The sequence below is a fragment of the Enterobacter sp. Ap-867 genome, from assembly GCF_011752855.1.
GTDB lineage: Bacteria > Pseudomonadota > Gammaproteobacteria > Enterobacterales > Enterobacteriaceae > Cedecea.
Window position 1 is genome coordinate 210,106 of the sequence record NZ_VWWS01000003.1, and the last position, 23,830, is coordinate 233,935.

General features: G+C 50.4%; 23 protein-coding genes and 1 pseudogene. 20 read left to right on the forward strand and 4 right to left on the reverse strand.

Annotated elements, in window-relative coordinates; all coding sequences use genetic code 11:
• Positions 1–75 precede the first annotated feature (75 nt).
• The 17 genes from F3J26_RS11465 (at position 76) to F3J26_RS11545 (ending at position 16,272) form a co-directional block, all read left to right on the forward strand.
• Positions 76–402: a DUF2190 family protein gene (locus F3J26_RS11465; protein WP_166993888.1), complete on the forward strand. Its 327-nt coding sequence runs from the start codon at positions 76–78 to the stop codon at positions 400–402.
• Entirely contained in the window at positions 395–670 is a 276-nt protein-coding gene (locus tag F3J26_RS11470; RefSeq protein WP_166993890.1) for a DNA breaking-rejoining protein, read from the forward strand. The genes F3J26_RS11465 and F3J26_RS11470 overlap by 8 nt, the downstream gene beginning before the upstream one ends.
• A gap of 9 nt (positions 671–679) precedes the next feature.
• The gene (locus F3J26_RS11475) at positions 680–1,258 is read left to right on the forward strand and encodes a phage tail protein (protein WP_166993892.1); all 579 of its coding nucleotides are present in this window, start codon (positions 680–682) and stop codon (positions 1,256–1,258) included.
• Positions 1,255–1,656 (forward strand): phage minor tail U family protein, encoded by a 402-nt coding sequence (locus F3J26_RS11480; protein WP_166993894.1) that lies wholly within the window; start codon positions 1,255–1,257, stop codon positions 1,654–1,656. Before F3J26_RS11475 ends, F3J26_RS11480 begins: the two co-directional genes overlap by 4 nt.
• 10 nt (positions 1,657–1,666) lie before the next feature.
• Positions 1,667–2,404: a phage tail protein gene (locus F3J26_RS11485; protein ID WP_166993897.1), complete on the forward strand. Its 738-nt coding sequence runs from the start codon at positions 1,667–1,669 to the stop codon at positions 2,402–2,404.
• 49 nt (positions 2,405–2,453) lie between these two features.
• Complete coding sequence (gene gpG, locus F3J26_RS11490) at positions 2,454–2,882, forward strand: phage tail assembly chaperone G (RefSeq protein ID WP_166993899.1); 429 nt, start codon at positions 2,454–2,456, stop codon at positions 2,880–2,882.
• Positions 2,883–2,947: 65 nt separating this feature from the next.
• On the forward strand, positions 2,948–3,217 hold the full coding sequence (locus tag F3J26_RS11495) for a phage tail assembly protein T (protein WP_255483440.1): 270 nt from the start codon (positions 2,948–2,950) through the stop codon (positions 3,215–3,217).
• Entirely contained in the window at positions 3,201–6,311 is a 3,111-nt protein-coding gene (locus F3J26_RS11500; RefSeq protein ID WP_166993901.1) for a phage tail tape measure protein, read from the forward strand. Before F3J26_RS11495 ends, F3J26_RS11500 begins: the two co-directional genes overlap by 17 nt.
• A 9-nt stretch (positions 6,312–6,320) precedes the next feature.
• The gene (locus F3J26_RS11505; RefSeq protein WP_166993903.1) at positions 6,321–6,677 is read left to right on the forward strand and encodes a phage tail protein; all 357 of its coding nucleotides are present in this window, start codon (positions 6,321–6,323) and stop codon (positions 6,675–6,677) included.
• Positions 6,677–7,432, forward strand: a complete 756-nt coding sequence (locus F3J26_RS11510; RefSeq protein ID WP_166993905.1) for a phage minor tail protein L — start codon at positions 6,677–6,679, stop codon at positions 7,430–7,432. Before F3J26_RS11505 ends, F3J26_RS11510 begins: the two co-directional genes overlap by 1 nt.
• A gap of 1 nt (position 7,433) precedes the next feature.
• Positions 7,434–8,144, forward strand: a complete 711-nt coding sequence (locus F3J26_RS11515) for a C40 family peptidase (protein WP_166993907.1) — start codon at positions 7,434–7,436, stop codon at positions 8,142–8,144.
• A 156-nt stretch (positions 8,145–8,300) separates the two neighbouring features.
• Complete coding sequence (locus F3J26_RS11520; protein ID WP_166993909.1) at positions 8,301–8,582, forward strand: hypothetical protein; 282 nt, start codon at positions 8,301–8,303, stop codon at positions 8,580–8,582.
• A gap of 89 nt (positions 8,583–8,671) precedes the next feature.
• Positions 8,672–9,262: a tail assembly protein gene (locus tag F3J26_RS11525; protein WP_166993911.1), complete on the forward strand. Its 591-nt coding sequence runs from the start codon at positions 8,672–8,674 to the stop codon at positions 9,260–9,262.
• Positions 9,263–9,316: 54 nt separating this feature from the next.
• Positions 9,317–12,976 (forward strand): TipJ family phage tail tip protein, encoded by a 3,660-nt coding sequence (locus F3J26_RS11530; protein ID WP_166993913.1) that lies wholly within the window; start codon positions 9,317–9,319, stop codon positions 12,974–12,976.
• 43 nt (positions 12,977–13,019) lie between these two features.
• Positions 13,020–14,513, forward strand: coding sequence for a tail fiber domain-containing protein (locus F3J26_RS11535; protein WP_166993915.1), 1,494 nt, complete (start codon positions 13,020–13,022; stop codon positions 14,511–14,513).
• 105 nt (positions 14,514–14,618) lie between these two features.
• Positions 14,619–14,996 carry a HumD family translesion DNA polymerase gene (locus tag F3J26_RS11540; protein WP_166993917.1) on the forward strand — a complete coding sequence of 126 codons (378 nt, stop codon included), beginning with the start codon at positions 14,619–14,621 and terminating at the stop codon, positions 14,994–14,996.
• 7 nt (positions 14,997–15,003) lie between these two features.
• Entirely contained in the window at positions 15,004–16,272 is a 1,269-nt protein-coding gene (locus F3J26_RS11545; RefSeq protein ID WP_166993919.1) for a Y-family DNA polymerase, read from the forward strand.
• A gap of 235 nt (positions 16,273–16,507) precedes the next feature.
• Here the strand turns inward: F3J26_RS11545 and F3J26_RS11550 are convergent, their stop codons facing one another.
• Complete coding sequence (locus F3J26_RS11550) at positions 16,508–17,320, reverse strand: hypothetical protein (RefSeq protein WP_166993921.1); 813 nt, start codon at positions 17,318–17,320, stop codon at positions 16,508–16,510.
• Positions 17,321–17,779: 459 nt separating this feature from the next.
• On the opposite strand from F3J26_RS11550, the pseudogene F3J26_RS11555 reads away from it, so the two are divergent.
• Positions 17,780–17,950: pseudogene (locus tag F3J26_RS11555) on the forward strand (isocitrate/isopropylmalate family dehydrogenase); the annotation flags it as partial.
• Positions 17,951–18,064: 114 nt separating this feature from the next.
• Positions 18,065–18,883: a carbon-nitrogen hydrolase family protein gene (locus F3J26_RS11560; RefSeq protein ID WP_166993925.1), complete on the forward strand. Its 819-nt coding sequence runs from the start codon at positions 18,065–18,067 to the stop codon at positions 18,881–18,883.
• 93 nt (positions 18,884–18,976) lie between these two features.
• Here the strand turns inward: F3J26_RS11560 and F3J26_RS11565 are convergent, their stop codons facing one another.
• Positions 18,977–20,047, reverse strand: a complete 1,071-nt coding sequence (locus F3J26_RS11565) for a serine hydrolase domain-containing protein (protein WP_166993927.1) — start codon at positions 20,045–20,047, stop codon at positions 18,977–18,979.
• Positions 20,048–20,339: 292 nt separating this feature from the next.
• Positions 20,340–21,953 (reverse strand): ABC-F family ATP-binding cassette domain-containing protein, encoded by a 1,614-nt coding sequence (locus tag F3J26_RS11570; RefSeq protein ID WP_166993929.1) that lies wholly within the window; start codon positions 21,951–21,953, stop codon positions 20,340–20,342.
• A 370-nt stretch (positions 21,954–22,323) separates the two neighbouring features.
• Between F3J26_RS11570 and F3J26_RS22685 the strand changes: the two genes are divergently transcribed.
• Positions 22,324–22,527, forward strand: a complete 204-nt coding sequence (locus F3J26_RS22685) for a DUF6434 domain-containing protein (RefSeq protein ID WP_166994060.1) — start codon at positions 22,324–22,326, stop codon at positions 22,525–22,527.
• Between the two features lie 78 nt (positions 22,528–22,605).
• Here F3J26_RS22685 and F3J26_RS11580 read toward each other — a convergent pair whose 3' ends face one another.
• Positions 22,606–23,814, reverse strand: coding sequence for an MFS transporter (locus F3J26_RS11580; protein ID WP_166993932.1), 1,209 nt, complete (start codon positions 23,812–23,814; stop codon positions 22,606–22,608).
• Positions 23,815–23,830: the final 16 nt, after the last annotated feature.

Genomic DNA, 23,830 nt, shown 5'->3' on the forward strand with positions numbered 1-23,830 from the left:
CGTTTTACCTCCTCGCCCGTCAGGGCTTTTTTTATACCCAAAATCAGCCCCGGCAGGGGCTGAATGGAGAATGTTATGGCTAAAAACTTCGTGCAAAACGGGAACACGATCCCGGTAAACAATACCGGAAACAGTGAAATCCTGAGTGGCGATCCGGTGGTTATTGGTTCGCTTGTCGCTGTGGCAATTACGGATATTCCTGCCGGCGGTACCGGGGATGGTTTCGCTTCCGGGGTGTTCCTTCTGCCTAAACTGGCTACCGATGATATCGCCGCCGGTACGGCGGTGTTCATCAAAGCCGGAAAAATCCAGCTCGATAAAGCGGATGCTGTCGCCGCGGGCGTTGCCTGGGAAGAGGCGGGTGCTGGCGTGACCGTTGTTGAAGTAAAAATCAATGGCTAACGCCTTTGACCGGCTGGCGGCTCGCATGGATGCGGCCACCATCGTGAAGATGGGTAAGACCGCCACCATTAACGGGCATGACTTCGATGTTGTACCGGCTGAACAGCTGGAAGAAATGGGGCCTCTGTCCGGCAACGGCACCGCGCTGGTGGTTTTCTCTGCCACCTACAAACCCCGTCGTAACGATGAGGTGACCTGGGAGGGGAAAACCCTGATGGTGACGCGGTTCGATTCGTTTAATGGCAAGCCGAGGATCCACCTTGAGTAAGGGGGTTTTATGTCAGTTAAAGGCCTGGAAAGGGCTATCCAGAACCTGAACAGCCTGAGCCGCATGATTGTGCCGGATGCCACCGCGAAAGCATTAAACCGTGTGGCGGGGCGAACAATAAGCCAGGGCAGTAAGCAGGTGGCCAAAGAGGTAACGGTCGATGATAACCGTAAAAAAGGGCTCCCGGTTCGACTGGTCAGGCAGCGCTCAAGACTCAAAAAGGCCCGCCATGATCGTCTCGTCGCTTCAATAAAAATTAACCGCGGCAACCTGCCGGCAATAAAGCTCGGCGCAGCTCGCGTCAGGCTATCCCGCCGTAAAGGAGCCAAACACGGTCAGGGGAGCGTGCTGAAAGTCGGGCCTTATACCTTCCGCAATGCGTTCATCCAGCAACTGGCCAATGGCCGCTGGCAGGTGATGCGGCGTGTCGGGCGGGCCCGCTACCCCATCGATGTTGTGAAAGTTCCCCTGGAAGCGCCCTTAACGCAGGCATTTACCACCCTTTCAAAAAATCTAATCCAGAGCGATATGCCAAAGGAATTGTCAGCCGCACTTAAAAACCAACTGAGGATCCACCTGACGCGATGAGCAAACACAGTGCTATACGTGCCGCCGTCCTGGCGAAGTTGAAAGCCGATATTTCTGACTCCGTCACCTGGTTTGACGGTCGGCCGGCATTCCTGGAGGAGGGGGATCTTCCGGCGGTGGCGGTGTATTTGTCAGACGCCGAATATACCGGCGCCACGATTGATGCCGATGACTGGCAGGCGACTCTTCACATTGAAGTTTTCCTGAAAGCGTCAAATCCAGATACCGCGCTCGACACCTGGCTGGAGGAAAAGATTTATCCGGCTCTGCAAGAGATCCCCGGACTTGAAGCGCTTATCGAAATCATGACCCCGCAGGGCTATGACTATCAGCGCGACGATGAGATGGCCACCTGGGGATCTGTCGACCTGACCTATTCTCTCACCTATTCAATGTAAGGAAATCACTATGGCAACCCCAAATCCTCTCGCGCCGGTAAAAGGTGCGGGTACCACACTATGGCAGTACAACGGGGCCGGCGATCCCTACAGCAATCCGCTGAGTGATGTTGACTGGACCCGCCTCGCTAAAATCAAAGAAATCACCCCTGGGGAAATGACCGCTGAATCCTACGACGACACTTACGTCGACGATGAGGATGCGGACTGGAACTCGACCGCTCAGGGGGCAAAATCTGCCGGTGATACCAGCTTTACTCTGGCCTGGAAACCGGGTGAATCCGGCCAGCAGGGGCTGGTGGAGTGGTTCAACGAAGGCGACGTCCGTGGTTACAAGATTAAGTATCCAAACGGCGCGGTCGACGTGTTCCGGGGCTGGGTAAGCAGTCTGGGGAAAGCGATCCCGGCGAAAGAAGTTATTACCCGCTCTGTGAAAGTCACTAATACTGGCAAGCCATCCCTGGCGGAAGAGGACCGTTCCTCATTCGTTCCGGTAACAGGCCTGACTGTTGCTCCGGCGACGGTCGCGGTCGAAGCAGGCAAGACCAAAACGGCGACCTTTACGCTGCAGCCTGCTGGCGCGACGGTTAAAACTCTGCGTATTGTCACGTCCAACAAAGCGATCGCCACCGTCACTGTACTGGATAACGTGGTCACCATCACGGGGGTTGCCGCAGGAACGGCGGAAATTATCGGCATGACGCCGGATGGCAATTTCGTTGCAATTTGTGCAGTCACTGTCTCCTGATTTTCCTCTTTAAGGCCCCCGAGCGGGGCCATTCCCATTGGCAAAAATAATGGCTTATCTGAAGGTAAAAACTATGTCGTTTCTGAAAAAAGAGAATCTGTCGATTGGCGGCGAATCTGTGCTGCTTTTTGAATTATCCGCGCTGCAGCGCGCCGAATATTTTGAGTATCTCGCCACCCTTGAAGCGGATATTCCTGAGGGCGCCTCTGAAATGAAAATGGGTGCCCTGGTCGTTAAAAAGAACGTTCAGTCAAATTCCTGGCTTGTCTCCCGTTCCTTGTGGCATAGCACACCAGACCGGGATGAAGAGGAAATGCATCGCGAAGTGATGCGCACCTGGTCGTCTGAAGCGCTGAATATGGCTGTTGAAAAAGTGCTTGAGCTGAGCGACCTGATGCCAAAGCCCCAGGAAGAGGCAGAGTTTGACAATACTGCGCTCGGTGATGAATCAGCAGAGGCGCGCCCCCTGGCAAAATAGTTGCCCGTGAGCGCACCTTTATCCATCGCCTCGCGCGTGAGTTCCGGCGGGCAGACTGGCGGCGGATGCTAAGCGAAATGAGCGCCTCAGAGTTCGCCGGCTGGGTTAGCCACTTTGCAGTAACGCCGTTTAGTGACGAGTTGCTGGACGCTGAGTTCGCCACCACTAAGGGGCTCATCGTGGCGATGCTGACGGGCAACAGCGATATCTCTGATGCTGATTTCAGTCTGCTGACTGGCGAGGCGGTTGAGCCCGAACAAGAAAAGACGGATGAAGACCTGATGTTAGCGGGCGAGGGTGTTTACGGGGGAGTACGGTATGGCCCAGCAAATTAGCGATCTGGTAATTAACCTGGACGTCGACAGCGCTTCCTTCTCAGAGCAGGTAGCCCGGATCCGGGGCCAGTTGAAAGGGGTGGCGGACGAGTCTGATAAATCCCAGGGGCGAATGGCGCGAGCGGCGCAAATTCAGGCTGCCGCGCTGAAACAAATGGGCGAGGCTGGCGTAAAGGCGGTCAGCGATATTCAGGCAAAGCAATCCTCTGCAGCCGATGAAATGGCAGCAGCATGGAAAAAATCTGCCCAGGCTGTGGATGAAGCACACCGACGTGTGGCGGAATATAGCCAGAAGCTGCAGGAAACAACGACGCAAACTGCCGCGACCGCGAAACAGCAAGATGAACTGGCAGAAGCGTTTTACCGTGAAATTGACGGCGCCCGGCGACTAACCAGCGAGACGCAGACTCTGGCCGGTATGCAGGGGCGTCTGCGCACCGCTCGCGGGCAGGGGAAAATTTCTCAGCAGGATTACCTGGCGCTGATAACCCGCACGACCGAACGGCAGAAAGAGCTGCGGCTGGAAGAGGAAAAAGCCAGCGCCGCGCGCGTCAATTTCATTCAGAAACTGAAATCTCAGGTTGCCGCGCAGAATCTGTCGAACGCCGAAATGCTCCGCTACAAAGCCGCACAGCTTGGCGTCAGTGATGCAGCCGATATCTATATTCGCAAACTTGACGCAGCCAAAGTGGCCACGCATGGCCTGGGTTTGCAAAGTGCGGCGGCGCGGCGCGAAATTGGCATCCTGATTGGCGAGGCTGCGCGAGGTAACTTCGGGGCGCTGCGCGGCTCAGGTATCACGCTGGCAAACCGGGCCGGGTGGATAGATCAGCTCATGACATTGCGTGGGCTGGGGATAGCCGGGGTTGTTGGTGGGATTACGGCATCTGTTTATGCCCTGGGTAAGGCCTGGTACGAGGGCAGCCAGGAGTCCGTCGAGTTCAACAAGCAGCTGATCCTGACGGGAAGCTATGCCGGTAAAACCTCCGGGCAACTGGCTGAGCTGGCGAAATCAATTGCAGGGACTCACGGCTCGCAGGCAACCAGCGCTGCCGTGCTGGCGCAGGTCGTGGGGAGTGGCAGCTTTAAAGGCTATCAGATCGAGAGTATTACCCGCGCCGCCGTGGCGATGCAGGAGGCCACAGGGAAATCGGTTGATGAGACGATCAAGAATTTCCAGAAGCTTTACGACGCGCCAACGAAGGGCTCCGCTGAGCTGAATGCGCAGATGCATTACCTTACCGCAGCTCAGTTCCAGTACATTTCCTCGCTCGAGCGCCGCGGCGATAAAGAAGCTGCAGGGCAGGCGGCCGCAGATGCCTATAGCCGCGCGGAGCAGCAGCGCAGCCAGCAGATTCTGGATAACCTGGGGCTTGTCGAGCGCGCAGCTTTGGCGACCCGTAACGCCTTTAAGGGTATGTGGGACGAGCTGCTGAATATTGGGCGTCCGGCAGCGCCGCAGCAAATGCTTAGCCAGATGCAGCAGCAACTCTCTGATCTTGAGAAAAATCTGCTGCCTGAGCGTCAGCGAATGGGATACGGGTACAGTTACGATACCAGCTCCCAGGATCAGGAATACGATTCTCGTCGAAAGGCTCAGTTAGCTGCGATTGCTTCTTTAAAGGCGCAGATCGCCCCTCTCCAGTTGTCCATTAAGCAGCAGGAAGAAAGCAACCAGAAAAAGGCTGAGTTCAACCAGATCAATAAAGACGGTATTGATGCACAAGTATCGTTCAACAAATATCTGGATGCCGGTACTACCCAGGCCGAGAAACGCGCGCTGGCACAGAAGGACCTGAACAAAGCCATTGCGGATAATGCCAAAGCCGCTAAAGCAACGCAGACCCTGGCAGAGGATAAAAGGGTTCGACTCTGGACGCCGGAGGAAATAGCGACAGCTCGCGCCGGTATTGAGAAGCTCTATAAGGACCCCAAAACGCCGAAAGCCAAAGGGTATGTGACTCCTGCAGGGGATCGGGCGGAGGATAACAACCAGCGCGACCTGCTTGCGTTGCAGTCACAGCTTGAAGTCCTGAAACAGCACAAAAGTGTCACGGACAGCATCAGCCAGCAGCGCAAAGAACTATGGACGGCGGAAGCGCAGTTTACCGTTTTAGAAGGTAAAAAAAGCTTATCAAATCAGGAAAAGTCACTCCTTGCTAGCAAGAAGCAGGTCCTTCAGCTTGCAAACCAGAAAGCAATTCTCGGTGATCAGATTGTTGCGCAGGAGCAACTCAATAAGCGGATGGATACCGCGTCGAAATATGTTACGCAAATGGCCGAGAAACAATCTGCGTTGGCCAACAGCGCGACGATGAGCGACCGGATGGCGGGGCGTGAGTCTACCTTTGCCCAGCTTCGCAGCGGGTGGCTTAACGCTGGCGGCACTCTGCAGGATGCGGGTTATCAGCAGCAGCTCAAGGCAGCCAAAGATTACTATGCAGCAGAGGATCAGTTGCGCGGTAACTGGAAGGCCGGAGTGGAAAAAAGTTGGGCTGATTACTCTGATGCGGCTACGAACAGCTATGAGCAAATGAAGAACGTGGGTGCCGCTGTCCTGGATGGTGCCTCTTCACAATTGACGTCTTTCCTGACGAGAAGCGGAGCCAGTTTTAAGGATTTCACCAAATCTATCCTGAGCATGCTGGCAGAAATTTTAGTCAAAATGTCACTGGTGAACGGGGTTAAAGGGGCATCGAACTTCTTTGGCCTTGAGTTTAATGCCAATGGTGGCGTTTACAACTCATCTTCCCTGAGTGCATACAGCGGAAGCATTGTGGACAGGCCAACATTCTTTGCGTTTGCCAAAGGCGGCGGCGTAATGGGAGAAGCCGGCCCGGAAGCCATCTTGCCTCTACGACGTGGCGCTAACGGCAAGCTCGGCGTCGTGGCCGGGAATGCTGGTGGTGGAAGCCCGGTCTTCCATAACACAATCATTCTGCAGAGCGACGGCACAGCCACATCCCAGACTTCAGGCGGCAGCGATGCTATGAATCAGGCGATGATGAAAATGCTCGATCAGTTCTGCCAGAACAACCTCGTTAAGGCCATCCGTCCAGGAGGCTTAATCTTCAACGCAATGAAATCCCGCTAAAGGTGGCCTATGGCAATCGATACATTCACCTGGCCGACACAAATCGCCAGCCAGCCGGCGACTGAATACAACAGGACAATCCGGAAGATTCAGTTCGGCGACGGTTACAGCCAGGTTTCTGAGGATGGCATTAACTCGGAAAAAATTAAATTTCCATACTCCTACCGTGGGCCGCTGGCGACGGCGAAGGCCATCAGGGACTTTTGCCGTCAGCACTGCACCCGGTCATTTATCTGGACACCGCCGCACGGTGAGAAAGGCTTATATCGTGCGGCGCCCGACTCGATAAAACTGGTGCCGAACGGTAAAACGCAGGCAACGATATCCGTGACATTTGAGCAGAGCTTTTCTGCCGGGGGAATGTGATGTCCTTAAACAGTGATTATCAAAAACTGGAGCCGGGAAATACCGTCCGGCTTTTTGAAGTGGACGGTACCGCGTTTGGCGTGAGCGATGTTTTGCGCTTCCACGCGTACACCCTCCCTCATACTTCTGAAGAAATTGAAGCCGCCGGCGGCGATGAGTCAAAGTTAACGGCTAAAGCTATCTGGTGGCAGGGGGAGAAATACTCGGCGTGGCCATGCCAGATAGAGGGCATAGAGCTTTCAACGGATGGGACGGACGCACAGCCGAAACTTACCGTTGCAAACCTTGATGGCTCCATTACTGCACTTTGCCTGGCTTATGATGATTTATTGCAGGCAAAAGTCATGATCCATGACACGTTAGCGCAGTATCTGGATGCCGCTAACTTCCCCGCGGGAAACCCGTCAGCCGATCCTACTCAGGAAAAACTGCAGGTCTGGTACATCGACAGCAAAAGCGCGGAGAACAACCACTCTGTTGAGTTTACGCTGAGCAGCCCGATGGACCTGCAGGGGCTGATGATTCCAACGCGCCAGTTGCATTCGCTTTGTACCTGGTGCATCAGAGGCAAATACCGGTCCGGCGACGGGTGTGATTATGCCGGGACGCGCTATTTCGACGATAAAAACAACTCGGTCGGCGATCCGTCTCTTGATAAGTGCAGCGGCACATTGCGTGGCTGCAAGCTGCGATTTGGCGAAAACGAGGCTCTGCCGTTTGGCGGGTTCCCGGGAACTTCGCTAATCAGGAGCTGAGATGCGCGATAAAACGATTAATGCCATCATGGCTCATGCGGCCGCCGAATATCCGAGAGAGTGCTGTGGCGTCGTGGCACAGAAAAGCCGGGTTGAGCGTTATTTCCCGTGCCGCAATCTGGCAGCCGAACCGACTGAGCATTTTCACCTGTCGCCGGAGGATTATGCCGCTGCTGAGGATTGGGGATCGGTGATCGGCATCGTGCATAGTCACCCGGATGCTACAACGCAGCCGAGCGAACTGGACAAAGCACAGTGCGACGCCACGCTGCTGCCCTGGCATATTGTCAGCTGGCCAGAGGGTGACCTTCGAACAATACAGCCGCGCGGCGAACTTCCCTTGCTCGAACGCCCCTTTGTGCTTGGTCACTTTGACTGCTGGGGCCTGGTGATGAGTTACTTCCGGCAAACTCACGGCATTGAGCTGACTGATTACCGCGTTGATTACCCCTGGTGGGAGGATGAGTACCCGGAGAACTTCTATGAGGATTGCTGGTATGAATGTGGCTTCCGGGAGTTTACCGGGCCGCCGCAGCCTGGCGACATGCTGATCATGCAGGTGCAGGCCAATAAGTGGAACCACGCCGGGATCTTGCTTGAGGGCAATATATTGCTGCACCACCTATACGGGCATTTGAGCCAGCGTGTGCCTTATGGCGGCTACTGGCAGGAACGGACGATGAAGATACTAAGGTACAATACTTTTCTTTAGCTTTAGCCAGCCAGAACCGACTCACTATTGGTTGTATGTGAAAAGTTGATTATTTGGAATGAGTTGCAATCTCTAGACAGGGGGGAACCAAAGGAATGATCTCTAGGGCTGACAGTGCTAGGATTACTCCAAACTTATATCTATGGGGATAGAGATGTGAAGAAGTTACTGCTGGCATTTGCTGTGCTTATGTCTTTTTATGCAAATGCGGAAAATCATAATTCGATAGAAACGATGAATAAAGCCGTCGACAGTGCTTGTAAAAAGGATGCTAATTACAGCACTTGCCGGAAGGTGGTTTTACTAGCTGCTAATTTTGCAATGACAAATAGCGGATTTTATACGGAAAATTGCACTGCAAATGTTAAACCCGATAATTATGAAACTTGCGCAGATGCTAAGAGCCTTATAATTTTTCTTCAATCAGCAAATGAGTAACAATATTTAACTTCATTAAAAAATAAATAACCCGTACTTAAGGTTATCTAAGATGCCCACTTTGGTGGGCTTTTTTATTTGGAGCTTTTATGAAAGAGGTAATGACGCAAATAGAACTTGGTGGAATCCTTGGTAAAACATTTGGGAAAATCCATCAGCGCTTAATAAGTACAGTGCATGAGGCAACGCGGTCTCTCGCAGCGACCATTCCTGGATTCGAAAAATTCATGATAACCAGCAATCGTCGCGGGCTAACTTATGCGGTCTTCAAAGGGAAAAAGAATATCGGGCAGGATGATTTGGAATTCCCGGTAACATCAGAGGTTATTCGCATTGTTCCCGTCATCATAGGCAGCAAGAAAGCCGGGTTGCTTCAAACCATAATAGGTGTAGCGCTGGTTGCTGCGGCGGCATTTGCCCCGTGGGGCGCTGCCATTGGTGCCAGTGATCTTATCTTTAAAGTCGGGGCGGTTGTGGCAATTGGAGGTATTGTGCAAATGCTTTCCCCACAGCCAACCGGGCTGGCCAGTAAACAAGGCGCTGACAACAAAGCCTCCTACGCATTTGGCGGAGTGACCAATACTGCAGCTCAGGGATACCCGGTTCCGTTGGGGTACGGCAAACGCCGCATTGGCGGGGCAATTATCTCAGCAGGGATTTACGTCGAAGATCAGCAATAACTAATCTCTCTTTCCATCAGGCCACCTCAGGGTGGCTTTTTTTATGGGCGCAATATGACAACTGCAACGCTTATCAAAGGGAATAAGGGCGGTGGCTCCTCCCCGCGTACACCTGTTGAGCAACCTGATGATCTCCAGTCCGTCGCCAAAGCAAAACTATTGCTGGCGCTGGGGGAGGGTGAGTTTGCTGGTGGCCTGGACGGTAAGAGCATTTTTCTGGACGGCACACCGCTTGAAAATGCCGACGGCTCGCAAAACTTCAGTGGTGTAGCGTGGGAGTTTCGCCCGGGTAATCAGGCGCAAACGTATATCCAGGGCATGCCGGGTACCGAGAACGAGATCAGCGTCGGCACCACAGTTTCAAGCGCTACCGCGTGGACGCATACTTTCACCAACGGCCAACTTTCAGCAATTCGCCTGCGCCTGAAATGGCCGTCATTGTTTAACCAGCAGGACAACGGTGATCTGGTTGGGTACTCCATCAACTACATCATCGAGCTTCAGACCGATGGCGGGACCTGGCAGCCGGTCGTTAACACTGCGGTTACCGGCAAAACTACGTCAGGCTATGAGCGCAGCCACCGCATTGATTTTCCGCAAACTGGCAGCATCTGGACAGTACGCCTGCGTAAAATTACTGCGGATGCCAATAGCGCCAAGATCGGCGACACAATGACGCTGCAGAGCTACACCGAAGTTATTGATGCAAAGCTGCGTTACCCAAACACCGCTTTGCTGTATGTCGAGTTTGATTCCAGCCAATTCAACGGCAGTATTCCTCAGGTTTCATGCGAGCCAATGATGCGCATTGTCCGCGTACCGGATAATTATGATCCGATTGGCCGGACTTATAGTGGGACCTGGACGGGCGGTTTTAAATGGGCATGGACGAACAACCCGGCCTGGATTTTTTACGATATCGTTATTACCGATCGCTTTGGCCTGGGGCAGCGACTCACCGCAGCTAACATCGATAAATGGACGCTTTATCAGGTTGCCCAGTATTGCGACCAGATGGTACCGGATGGGAAAGGTGGCAGCGGTACCGAACCGCGCTATACCTGTGACGTTTATGTCCAGGACAGGAACGACGCATACACCGTTCTGCGTGATTTTGCAGCCATATTTCGAGGGATGACCTACTGGGGCGGAAACCAGATTGTCGCCCTGGCGGATATGCCGAGGGATATCGACTACAGCTACACTCGCGCCAACGTCCTTAATGGCGAGTTCAATTACTCGAGCAGCACGACAAAAACCCGTTATACCACGGCGCTGGTTTCGTGGTCCGATCCGGCGAATGCTTATGCTGATGCTATGGAGCCCGTGTTTGAGCAGGCGCTGGTCGCGCGCTACGGCTTTAACCAGCTCGAGCTGACAGCAATCGGCTGTACCCGGCAGAGCGAAGCGAACAGGAAAGGGCGCTGGGGCATCCTGACGAATAACAAAGACCGGGTGGTGACATTTTCCGTCGGGCTCGACGGCATGATACCGCAGCCCGGTTACATCATCGCGGTTGCTGATGAGATGCTGTCCGGGAAGGTGACCGGCGGCCGCATTAGTACCGTGAACGGTCGCGTTATTACTCTTGATCGAAAACCGGATATTGCCGCTGGCGGTCGTCTGATTCTCAACCTGCCATCCGGTGCGTCACAGGCACGGACTATTCAGGCCGTAAACGATCGGGTGGTTACGGTAACCACAGCCTACAGCGAAGTGCCGCAGGCGGAGTCTGTCTGGGTTGTTGAATCCGATGAACTCTACACACAGCAGTATCGTGTGGTCAGCCTGTCCGACAATAACGACAACACGTTTACGATCTCCGGCGCGCATTACGATCCGGATAAATATGCCCGTATTGATACCGGTGCGCTGATTGACGATCGCCCGATAAGCGTTATCCCGCCGGGCAACCAGACGGCGCCGGCCAATATCGTTATCAGCTCTTTCTCCGTCGTGCAGCAAGGCATCAGTGTTGAAACGATGCGCTGCAGCTGGGACCAGGCACCCAACGCAATTTCCTATGAGGCGCAATGGCGCCGAAACGATGGAAACTGGGTTAACGTGCCTCGTAGTTCTACCACATCGTTTGATGTGCCGGGGATTTACGCTGGCCGCTACCTGGTGCGTGTGCGCGCTATCAACGCTGCAGAAATTTCCAGTGGGTGGGGTTACTCAGAAGAAAAAACGCTGACCGGCAAAATAGGCAACCCGCCGAAGCCAGTAGGCTTCACGGCCACGCCAATTAACTGGGGTATCAGTCTGGTGTGGGGGTTCCCGGCGAATACCGGCGACACGCTGAAAACTGAAATTCAGTACACGCCACATAATGATTTTTCAGATCCAATACTGCTCACCGATGTTCCATATCCCCAGGCGACTTATACGCAAATGGGACTTCGGGCCGGACAGGTTTTCTATTACCGTGCGCAGCTGGTTGATAAAAGCGGGAATGAGTCAGGCTGGACAGACTGGATCAGGGGGATGGCGAACGATAATGCTGATGATTATCTGAAAGATATCGCTGATGGTTTCCTGACTGCTGATGACGGTAAGCAGCTCACCGATAAAATTGACTTCGGCCTGCAGGCGCAATTAGAAGAGGCACTGAAGAGCGGCGACATTGTGCGGCAGCAAAACCGGCAGCACGGTGAAGCGAGAGCCCAGATCGCGGAAATATGGACTACGCGCGCTGACGACCAAGAAGCATTTGCTCAGTACACTCGTGTTGTCGAAGCTACGTTTAAGGGCCAGTCGGCCCGGATACTGACAATAGAGCAAGCCCAGAGTAATTCCGAGCAGGCGTTCTCGCAGTATCAACAGCAGGTATCAGCGAAGTTTGCAGACCAGCAATCAGCTATTGATCAGAAATACACCGCTTATGCGAAGGCCGACCAGGCTACAGCAATTTATACGCTTAAAACTGGTGTCGAGTTTAACGGCCAGTATTACGACGCGGGTCTTTCTGTTGCGACCATAGCGAACGGGGCCGGGATTATTACCCGTGTAGCCATCAACGCTAACCAGTTCGTGATGTTATCCGGGCCCAATGGCGCTCAGTATTCACCGTTCTCGGTTGTTAACGGTCAGGTGTTTATAAATAGCGCGATGATTCAGGAAGGAACCATAAAAAATCTGATGGTCGGGGATTTATGGTCGACAACATGGGATGGAAATACGAAGGGTTGGGCAATCACAAAAAGCGGTTACGCGGTATTCAACGACGTCACAGTACGCGGGCACGTTGAAGCCAAAAGTGGTTCTTTTACGGGGACCATTAATGCTACAGATGGTGTATTTACCGGCACAGTTCAGGCACGTAGCTTCATTGGTGATGTTGCTAATATGGGCGTATTTCCACCTCAGCAACCGAATACTGCAGGCGCGTACCTCTATACAGGCATGACTTATAATGACAGCTCGTCAGCCGATGGACTACCGAAGTCGATCTGCATCGATGCCGTGATCAAAATTAATCCAGGCTCTACAACGAATTACGCCAGGGTAACACTTGTTATCGGCAGCCAGTCATACACGTACCAATTTAACAACAACACGGCAACGGCTTTACATTTCCCTGTCAGATTTGCAGTGCAGGGTGTGACAGCCAGATCTGTTGTGCTTCAAATATTGTGTTACGCCTTCGGTCTTGCACCTACGGACATCCTTGGTGCAACGGCAACAATCTCACGCGGTTCAGGTTCATTCGCATAACTAATTTAATGGGGCCACTGGCCCCTTTTTAATGGAGGAGAATATGGCTCAAGGTACACTTACGCTGACGAATGGATCTGCAGCAGTCACCGGGAGCGGCACTGCGTTTGGTACACAAAACCGGGTTGGCGATTTCATGGTTGTCGTGATTGGTGGCATGTCGTACTCAGTTACGATAGGTGCTATTCAATCACCTACGGCATTAACGCTAACCGAGATTTTCTACGGTCCAACCACTGCAAATTTGGCCTGGGATGCAGTACCGTTAAATGCCGTGACGGCTATCCCGTATCAATTAGGCGTCCAGCAACTCAAAGCGCTTCGCCTTATGAACCTTGAAAGCGACAACTGGCTTCAGCTTTATACCGGTGCTGGCAACATTACGGTAAATCTTCCAGACGGCAAACAGTACACAGGGCCATCGCTCAAATATTATCAGAACCTCGTCAATACTGGCGGCGGCGTTGATTACTCGTTCCTATACTCCCCTGGCGGTCAATACCGTATTGTCGTTGGCAATAGTGGCCTTTTCGCGATCCAGGACAGAAACGGTACTAATAAAGCGATTGATATCTACGCAGGTGGAACCGGCGCGACTACAGCTGCAGGGGCGCGAGATAATCTGGAATTGGGTAAAAATCATGCCCCAACATTTGGCGGTGTAAATCTTGACGCCTCAGACACGATCCCGAACTCTGGCATCTTGCAAATGCGAAGGGTTAATGCAAACGGCACTGTAATATCTTACGGCAGGGTTTATCACGAAATAGTCACCGGCAAATCGGTGGTTACAATTCATGCTAACAACGGGAATAAGAATCGATACCTGCAATTTAATGAGGAAGGGATGCTATCTGGTTTAGATAACATCCTACTACAAAAACAGTTAACATTTTCAAGTCTGCCAGATACCGCCAGAATAGTTATTGCTGACGTAATAACCGGCGCATCTGGTGCCATGACGACCTCAAAAGTAGAGGGTGGGCTTTGGGATGATTGGCGCAACAAGGCCGCGGGTCACATCATAGAACATCAGTCGCTTGATACTGCCTCAACGATTTTCAAAACGGTGAAATGGGGGAATGATTGGGGTTCGTGCATGTCCTCGGTGATTTCTTCCAATAACAACCACATTCTCGGTCTGTTTGTAGGTAGCGCGTCCTGGAAATTCAACATGGTTGGCGGGGCTGTTGGCCAATGGGTTAGCAGCTCAGATCTGCGCATGAAAGCCAACCTCAAGCCGATTGAGTCGGCCAGCGAGAAGATCGCCGCGCTCAAGGGTTACACTTATTTTAAGCGCGATACCCTCATTGAGAATGATCAATCATTCTACCAAGAGGAGGCCGGGTTAATCGCGCAGGACGTAAATCCGGTGTTGCCTGAGGCGGTCTATGAGTTTGGCCCCGAGAAGATGCTGGGCGTTAACTATAACGGCGTGGTGGCGCTTCTGGTTAACGGTTTCAATGAGCTTGCTGAGACCGTAAAGCGACAGGGTGCCCGGATAGAAGAACTCGAAGCCCTGTTAGCGAAAAAATAAATTCTCCCTCCTACCAGACCCTTAGCCAAACGTCACTTTTCTACTGTTGATTCCCAAAAATTCCAAAATATACTGTATGTATGAACAGTATTTTTTGGGGGTTTTATGGCGTTCCCATCTCCAGCTGCTGACTACGCCGAAAGCCGGATTTCTCTCGATCGGCAGTTGATCAGCCATCCCGCGGCGACCTACTTCATGCGGGCTATGGAAACATATTTGCAGGCAGGGATCGTGAAAGGAGCATTGCTCGTTATCGATAACTCGGTGACCGCATGCGATGGTTCAATTCTTGTCTGCGAGCTGGAGGGAGGATTCCAGCTGCGGCGCCTGCGCCTCTATCCCAGAAAATGCCTGGAGCGTATTGATACAGGTACGCGGGAGCATTACGGGGAAGATGGAGAAAGTGTGGATGTGTTCGGCGTCGTGACGTACATCATTAACGATGCGCGAACCGATGAGTTTGATGATAACCCGTGCATGTGAGCCGTAGATGTTTGCTCTAGTGGATGTTAATTCTTTTTACGCTTCGTGCGAGACAGTATTCAGGCCGGATCTGCGGGGCAAACCCGTCGTTGTGCTGTCGAATAACGACGGTTGTGTGATTGCCCGGAGCGCGGAAGCAAAGGTGCTCGGCATCAAAATGGGAGAACCGTATTTCAAGCAACGGGATTTGTTCCAGCGCTACTGTGTGGTGTGCTTCAGCAGCAACTATGAGCTATATGCTGATATGAGTAACCGCGTGATGACCACGTTAGAAGATATGTCCCCTCGCTGCGAGATTTACTCCATCGATGAGGCTTTCTGCGACCTGGCCGGCGTCAGCAACTGTCGGGATTTAACCGACTTCGGAAGGGAGATTCGTGCAGCAGTTTTGCAGCGTACACGGATGACGGTCGGCGTCGGCATAGCGCAAACCAAAACCCTCGCCAAGTTGGCTAATCATGCCGCGAAGCAATGGCAAAAGCAGACTGGAGGCGTGGTTGATTTGTCTAACAAGGACAGGCAGCGGAAGCTGATGGCTGCGCTGCCGGTTAGCGAGGTTTGGGGCGTCGGTCGGCGTATATCAAAAAAGCTGGAAGCCATGGGCATTAAGACGGTTCTTCAGCTTGCGGATACCGATATTCGTTTTGTCCGGAAGCACTTCAATGTCGTGCTCGAGCGTACCGTTCGGGAGCTACGCGGTGAACCTTGTCTGGGCCTCGAGGAGTTTGCGCCAACAAAGCAGGAGATAGTGTGTTCCCGTTCCTTCGGAGAGCGCGTAACGGAGTACGCGCAGATGCGCCAGGCCATTTGCAGTTACGCCGCGCGTGGGGCAGAAAAGCTGCGCGGTGAGCATCAGTATTGCCGCTATGTGTCAGCGTTCGTGAAAACGAGTCCGTTCGCAGTTAACGAACGGTATTACGGCAATCATGCATCGGTGAAGTTATTAACACCGACGCAGGATACGCGGGATATTATCGCGGCAGCCTGCCGGTGTCTGGATGCTATCTGGCAGGATGGCCATCGTTTCCAGAAAGCAGGGATCATGCTGGGGGATTTTTTCAGTCAGGGAGTGGCCCAGTTAAACCTGTTCGACGATAACGCGCCCAAGCCCAACAGCGAACAGCTGATGACGGTGCTGGATCATCTCAATGCCAAAGATGGAAGAGGGACGTTGTACTTTGCCGGGCAGGGCGTCCAGCAGGCATGGAAGATGAAGAGAGAAATGCTTTCGCCGCACTACACAACGAGATATGTGGATTTGCCGCGGGTTAAATAATGTTGCTATGTGTCGGCAGTAATTCCCCCATTTCTCCCCAACGCTTCCCCAGACAAAAATAAGACATAAAAAAACCAGCCGTAAGATGCTGGTTTTAAATGTTGATTTGGTCGGCTCGTGAGTGTATCTATCTACGCTCAATGGTAGAGATGGTAAGCTTAAATTGATATTAAATTCACGGGCTGGTATAATTCCTATATGATTTCTGGCTGGGTTGTAATCCATATTTTAATTTTCATAGCTCGCTGAAGTAATTTATTTCCTTTTCCTCACTGATTTTAGAGCGCATTTCACGTATTTTTTTAATTTTATCCTCGGCCATGCTCATTTCCTGTTTCTTTTTGAATATTAAACTACCTGTAGCTAAAGTATTATCATTGCCTTGAGAAAACATAGTTAAGCTAACATCAGCTATGTAATGTGCTGTGTGCTTTTCACCACCTATATCCTTATAATAAATTATTACCTCTAGTTTATTTGATGACTTATCTAGAATTTCACCTGCACTATGAGCGTAGATTATATTGCAGCAAATCAATGAGATAAAATGAAAAGGAATCAGTATCTCCGATGGTGAAGGGTTTTGGCTACTAGATAGTATGTAGTCAATATCATCCTGCTTGAGGTCACGATGCCAAGAGCCGCCATCGCTCCCATCTGTTCTTTCAAGCGAAATGCCAAATTTATCTTTAACTAAGTAAAATGGTTTGCATAGTTTTTTTAAATTTTCATTTATATTGTTTATCATCTTGGTAGAGTCGTATATCCATTCTACTTTTATTTCTAATGCTGCGCCCAAACCTATGTTTACAGCAATATTCTTCTTATGGGAGTTATTTTCTGAATCATCTCTAAAATTGATTTTGTTGAAAATATTGTGACTCGTGTTGCTGAATTTATATTCGAAGAACTGGGGTTTAAGCAATATTTGCGGCTTATAAGAAAGTTTTCTCTGAATATTAGATTGACGAATAACTATCAATGCGGCTATTGCAGATATACATGCAGCTACAGCAGCACTAAGAGCGATAAACTTATCAATTGTCATAAATGATAATCTCAAATTGTAATATAAAAAGAAATTATTCTTCAAATCTCAAAAAAAATCAATGAGTTTACTACATAAAAACCATGCTCTTCATGATGAGAGATATCAGTTCTAAGAACATTTAAGCACCTTATTATCTTGGTCAGAAAAGGAGAGTACTATGGTCGATTATCCATATCGAATGGAGCAGCATTCGCATGCGGCCCAGGAGCATAGAAGTTTTTCTGAGGGTAGAAAACTTGTGCTTTACCTATATAACTCGTGTTAAGAATAGTGAACAGGCATAAAGCGGCAAAGATCGTCACTCGCTTTTTGACATACGAAGGTGGGGAATCTGGTTATCAAAACTCTAAGATTATTATACAAAAACAATAGCTTATAATTACTACCAAAAATGAGGAATTAAGAGAGGAAAAGCATTTTTATTGTTTTAAAACAAAAAGTTATAGAAGAAGGCTGGATCTGCTGCTGCGTCATATGGAATGGTTCGAAGCGGCAGACCTGATCGTTAAAGGTATGGAAGGCGCTATCGAAGCTAAGACCGTAACTTATGACTTCGAGCGTCTGATGGATGGCGCTAAGCTGCTGAAATGTTCAGAGTTTGGCGACGCTATCATTAAACACATGTAATCAGCGCCGCTGGTGATGTGACAACGGGAGCCTTAGGGTTCCCGTTTTTTATTGTTCGGTTTTGGATGATGGTTACAACCCCCTGCGCCAAAAGAACCTTGGGGCTGCCTGAATATGAGGCAAGGTGTTTGTTTTAAGATTTTAGCCGATGATTGTAAAAAAATTGCGGGGATAAGTATGAACGGTATTCGGGAAAGGTTAAGCATTGCCGCGGGACAGTTTGCTCCGGTTCGCGGCAATATTGAAGAGAATATGCGCTGTCACGAATTGCTGATTACTTTGGCCGCCTCGGCAGATGTAAACCTGATCATTTTTCCGGAGCTTTCTTTAACGGGTTATGAGCCTGAGCTAGCTGGAAAATTGGCTCTCATCGATGAGTCCTGCCTCCAGCCGCTTCAGGCATTGGCCGACCGCCATGAGATGACCATTGTGGCGGGGGCACCTTTGTATGTGCAGGATAATAAACCGGCCATTGGCGCATGTGTCATTTCTGCCGGGCAGCCAATTTCTTATTATCGAAAAATGTATCTTCACCCCGGAGAGTCTGATTACTTTTCATCCGGCACAGCGGCGTGTGTTATTACGGCCCGCACGTTTAACGTCGGTGTGGCTATATGCGCAGACGCCGGGCAGCCGAGGCATGTAGAACAAACGGTGCAGATAGGCGCTGAGATTTATATTAATTCAGTTTTGAGCGCGGGCGGCTATGAGAAAGATACCGATGTGCTTAAAAGCTACGCCAAATTTTACGCAATGCCTACGCTAATGGCCAATTACTGCGGCAACTCAGGCGGTTGGAAGCCAGTCGGGAAAAGCGCCGCATGGAATGCAAAAGGTGAACTTATTGCTCAGGCGCCAGAGGATCGTGACGCCCTGGTCATTATGGATTTCAAGGACGGTGAGTGCGCCGGGAGAGTGATTTACCTCAGCTGAGAGCAATATATTTACTGTGGTTTTATAGCGTGAAGGATTAACGTCCGCTCTGTGCCAGGTGCGGACGTTATGATGGTGTTCAGAAAAAGTTAGTTAATATCCAAAGTCACTTTGAGAATCATAGTCATTCAGGTCTATATTGAGTAGCAATTCCGATGCATGATAAGCGGCTTTCCCAGCGTTAAAATCATCTCTATTTGAAAGTACAACTACTGTTAACTTTGAATTAACGTGTCTAACGAAAAATGAAGCGTAGCCTATCCAACTTCCTGAGTGCAGCAGGCTTTTTTCTTTAAAATCATGCTGAATAAATAAACCAGAGCCATAAGCCTGATAACTCGCAACCCTAGAATTAACATCAGCCATTAGTTCATCGAAAGGCTCAGAAATCATGTCTATTATCTTGCTATTTCCTGATTTAATACTTGAGAAATTCCCACCCCATTTCATCAAGTCTTCTGCAGTAGAGTAAATAGCCCCATCGCCAGTTTGTGTCCATAAACTTTCATTATGATCATAACACCCTGTCAACTCAGAAGGGCTATATCCTTTAGCTGTTTCTATTTCGATAGGGTACGATTCGTTATAAAAAGTATCATTCATATTGAGGGGTGTGAAAATCATATCACGCGCAAATTGAGATATTTTCTGTCCTGTAACCCTCTCTATTAAAATAGAAAGAAGAAAATAATTCGTATTAGAGTAAGCGAACTTACTCCCTGCGATGAAATCTGGCTTGCTGCAATCGCAGACATCTTTCAAACTTTCTGTTGGAGACAAGTTCCCAGATAGTGAAACACCCCTTTCTTCCGCTATATCTATGTAGTCCCTTAATCCACTTGTATGGTGAACTAGATTATCTATTTTTATAAAACTTGCATACTCAGGAAGTTCTGGTATGAATTTTTTTATAGTATCATTTAAAGAAATTCGACCTTCGCTTTCTAATAAGTGAATGCAAAAAGCAGTAAATTGTTTTGAAAGTGAGGCGATGTTAAATACCGTTTTTTTACTAACATCAATACCTTTTTCAATATCAGCCTTACCACGCCCCAGATAATACTCATTGCCGTCATCAAATCTGGCCATGAGAACGACACCCGGTCCATCATCACAAACATCATTTAACAAAACACCCAGTTTCTCATTTAGCTGTAAATTCATATTATAAAATCCTTTTATTAAACCGATAAGTAAAAATGCCAACTATGAATCAATATTCAAAATAATGAATTATGCATATCCACACTAGATTATGATTGTAACATGTTACAATCACTTGATGTTATCAGTATAAAACTAATGTCTGCTCCTCGCTCACACCGGACCTTCAGCTTCATTGGCTCGTCCGCCAAGTGCCAGGAGTAGATATTGCTCACTTTTGCTTATGCGGCCTAAATCGGTATGTCACTAGATTCTGTTTGAAATTGCATGAGCCATAAGATCATTCAACCTGCTAACAGGGGGATAATTCCCAACCCTTATCTCCCGCAACCAGCCAGTGTGTTAGCTCAATCTGGCTGAGAAACACCTCATCGTGTGACACCACCATCAGGGTGCCCTGATACTGATTGAGGAAAGATTCCAGCGTATGCAGGGATACAATATCCAGATGATTACTCGGTTCATCGAGCAATAAAAAGCTGGCGGGCGAGTCAGCATAAATTAGCATTGCCAGCGCAGCTTTGAGTTGTTCCCCGCCGCTAAGTTCGCCGCAGGGTAATGACACACGAGATGCATCCAGTCCAAGCTGGGCAAGTTGCATACGCAGTTGGGATTCCCCCACCTGAGAATTCACCGCCAGAAGTTGCTCAAGTGCCGTTTTTTGCCGATCCAGAATGGACATCTGCTGGTCAAGATAAGCCGCTTTAGCCCAGACCTCACGATGACCAGACACCGGCGGCAACAGACACGCTAAGGTTTTTAATAATGTTGATTTACCGCATCCGTTGGAACCGACAACACCGATCCGTTGCCCGCCGTTAATGGTCAGCGTTATCTCGCGAAAAGAAGCAGGAACAAAAGGTAATACGACCTCGTCAAGGGTGGCGACCTTCTGCGGTAATGCCCCGAATGTAGAGGTGATGTGCATGGCGATGTGCGTAGATACCTCAATTTGCTTTATGGCTTGCTGCACCTGCTGGCTGAGCAACGCCCGCGCCTGGGTTTGCTGCTTTATCCGTTTTCCTGCTGAAGTCTCACTCCGGCCTTTTTGACGGCCCAGCAATATTTTTGCCTGATTCGCATTCTTACCCTGCCGGGTACCCCGGGATCCGCGTTTTTCAAGTCGTTCGCGTTGTTCACGCAGCGCCTGCTCTTCGCGCTTACGCTCGGTTTTGAGGCGCACCAGGTTTTGCGTGGCGGAGGCAGTCTCCTGCGCTTTCATTTGCTGGTAAAAATCATAGTTGCCGCCGTAGCTGCGTAAACCGAGCGACGATAGTTCGACCATTCGCTCCATCTGCTGCAGCAACGTCCGGTCATGACTGATGAGTAAAAGACCACGGGGCCATTGGTGCAACTGCCGCATCAGCGTCAGTCGGCTGGCGGCATCCAGATGGTTGGTAGGCTCATCAAGGATAAGAAAATCTGCCTCAGATAGCATCGCGCCGATCAGTGCTACCCGCATGGCTTCTCCGCCACTCAGCTGATTGACCGCTGAACCCGGCGAAAGGTAACCCAATCCCGCGGACTCTAACTGCGCCTGCAGCCGCTGGCGAAGGTCCCAATTATCACCCACAAGGTCAAAATAAGCCGGGTCGGTGCTGCCTGCTTCAATGCGATCCAGCGCGGCTAACTGGCTGTCGACTCCCGCAAGCATCGCCACGCTATGATAATGGTGCGGTGTCAGATGCTGCGCCAGATATCTGACACGACCTGAGCAACTACACTGGCCGGAAGTCGGCGCCACCTGGCCTGAAAGAATTTTAGCCAGCAGGCTTTTACCCACGCCATTTCTACCGACCAGAGCAGTATGTCGGTGGTCAAATTGTTCAGTGAGATCTGAGAAAAGGCGTTTCCCATCAGGCAATACAAAAGAAACGCGATCGAGCGTAAGAATAGAATTCGTCATGCGATAACCCTGAAATTAATGCACCAAAACAGCCCCGAGGGAAACTGCATAAAGGCCGTCAAAGATGACGGTGGGCATTAATTGCGCATTGGACGAATACCTCTAAAGAGACGTGAAAGTGGGCCGATTATAAAATTGCCAATTTCTGTCTGTCAAATGACATCCAGCGACCAGACCACGGTATTAGATACAACGGGCAGGGAGCAATGTCGGTTTGTTAAACCTGACACCACAGATGGAGATGCCGTGGATGTTCATTATGTTGACGCCTCTTACGAGGCCCGGTGCATCTCTGGCGCAGCATTTAAGCGCCAATGTGCTAAGTTTAACGCCACTATCGGCTGCTTATTACAGGAGTAAATAAGTCAACATCGACTGGCACAGTGCGGTATTAACACGCTCGACTGTAGTGGATAAAAACTACAAAAATACACAAAACGTTCGCCGTTTCATGATCGGTGAGTGTGGGCCGCATTTTCGGTTTGATCGTGAATTTATGGCATGGATACGTAATGGCATGCCCAAAAATTTGGGTGATGTCGTTGATGAGTGGAGGCGCAGACATTCATTCTAGAGAAGGAACGCCCGCGTTTCACATTGCGGAGTCCGTCTGGTTCACGCCCGTCCGCATCGCAAACAATCAGCCGCTAATCTAATCACTCATAAGGCGCTCAGCCTGAATCGTCCGTTTATCCAGTTTCTTTTGCAGAATAATAACGAGAATTGGAAACCCTGATGCGGAAATGGCACATAGCACCAGCAACATATTAATATTCTGGGGCGCTATTTCATCAGTGGGTAAGAGAAAGGCTGACAGGAAAAATGCGGCAGTAGTCATCAGATACATGATTGATGTCTGCAGGGATGCGAATCCCGCCCGTTGCCCGTTATCTGGAAACTGAATGGTAAGCGCCGAGGATGAAACCAGGCGGCTGTATGATGCTCCGAGAAATAAAATAATAAATAACGCCGAATGCGGATAGCCCAGAGCGGGAATTAGCAAACTCAGTATAAAAATGAGGGTTGCGCCAGTAGCCAGACTCGAAGCAGAAAAACGAGAAGTTAATGCGCCAGTCATTTTGCTAGACAGGTACCCGGCAATGCCTCCGGCGAAGAACAGCCAGGACAACTGCTCCAGTGAAGCACCCAACAGCCGGGTCATTAATGGCACCAGAACCGGGATGACCAGCATCGGGCTAAACTGCACCAGCGCATTACCCGAAGCGAACAGGAGAGTATTTCTATCGAGAGGGAGAGCGGGGGGCGTGTCGCAGCAGACCTGATCCCGAGGGATAAAGGAGACAATAAGTGGCAAGGCTAATAAACACAGGGTACTGATTAACCACAAAGCGGGATGCCAGCCATAATGAGTACACAGAAATAATATCGTGGGCATGCCTGCAATGCTTACTACCGAATATGAAGCAATCACCGTGGCCAGCATTTTTCCGCGCAAGTTAGCCGGGGCGTGATTGATCAATATGCTAATCCCCACTCCCATTGTCGTCCCTCCCACCAGGCCCGCACAGAATCGCAATGCCAGCAGAAGGTTAAAACTGGCGGTGAACGTAGTCAAAAACGTCAGCAGGCCCAGCAGCGCCATATTGGCGATTAAAAAACGTTTCTTGTTGAAACGGCCGATCCAGTAAAAGGCAATAATGCCCGACAGGACGGCCCCGAACGTATACATCCCGGAAACATAGCCGGAGAATGAGACGGGAACAGAGAAATCAGCAGCCATAAAAGCAAAAACAGGGTTGAACATCATGTATTCCAGCGCGTTAGTGAACTGGATAAAAGCCATGATAAGCGCTATCCGCATAAGGGATTTATCGTTAAATGTCTGTGTAACCGGTGGCATAGCAGGCACCTGTGAG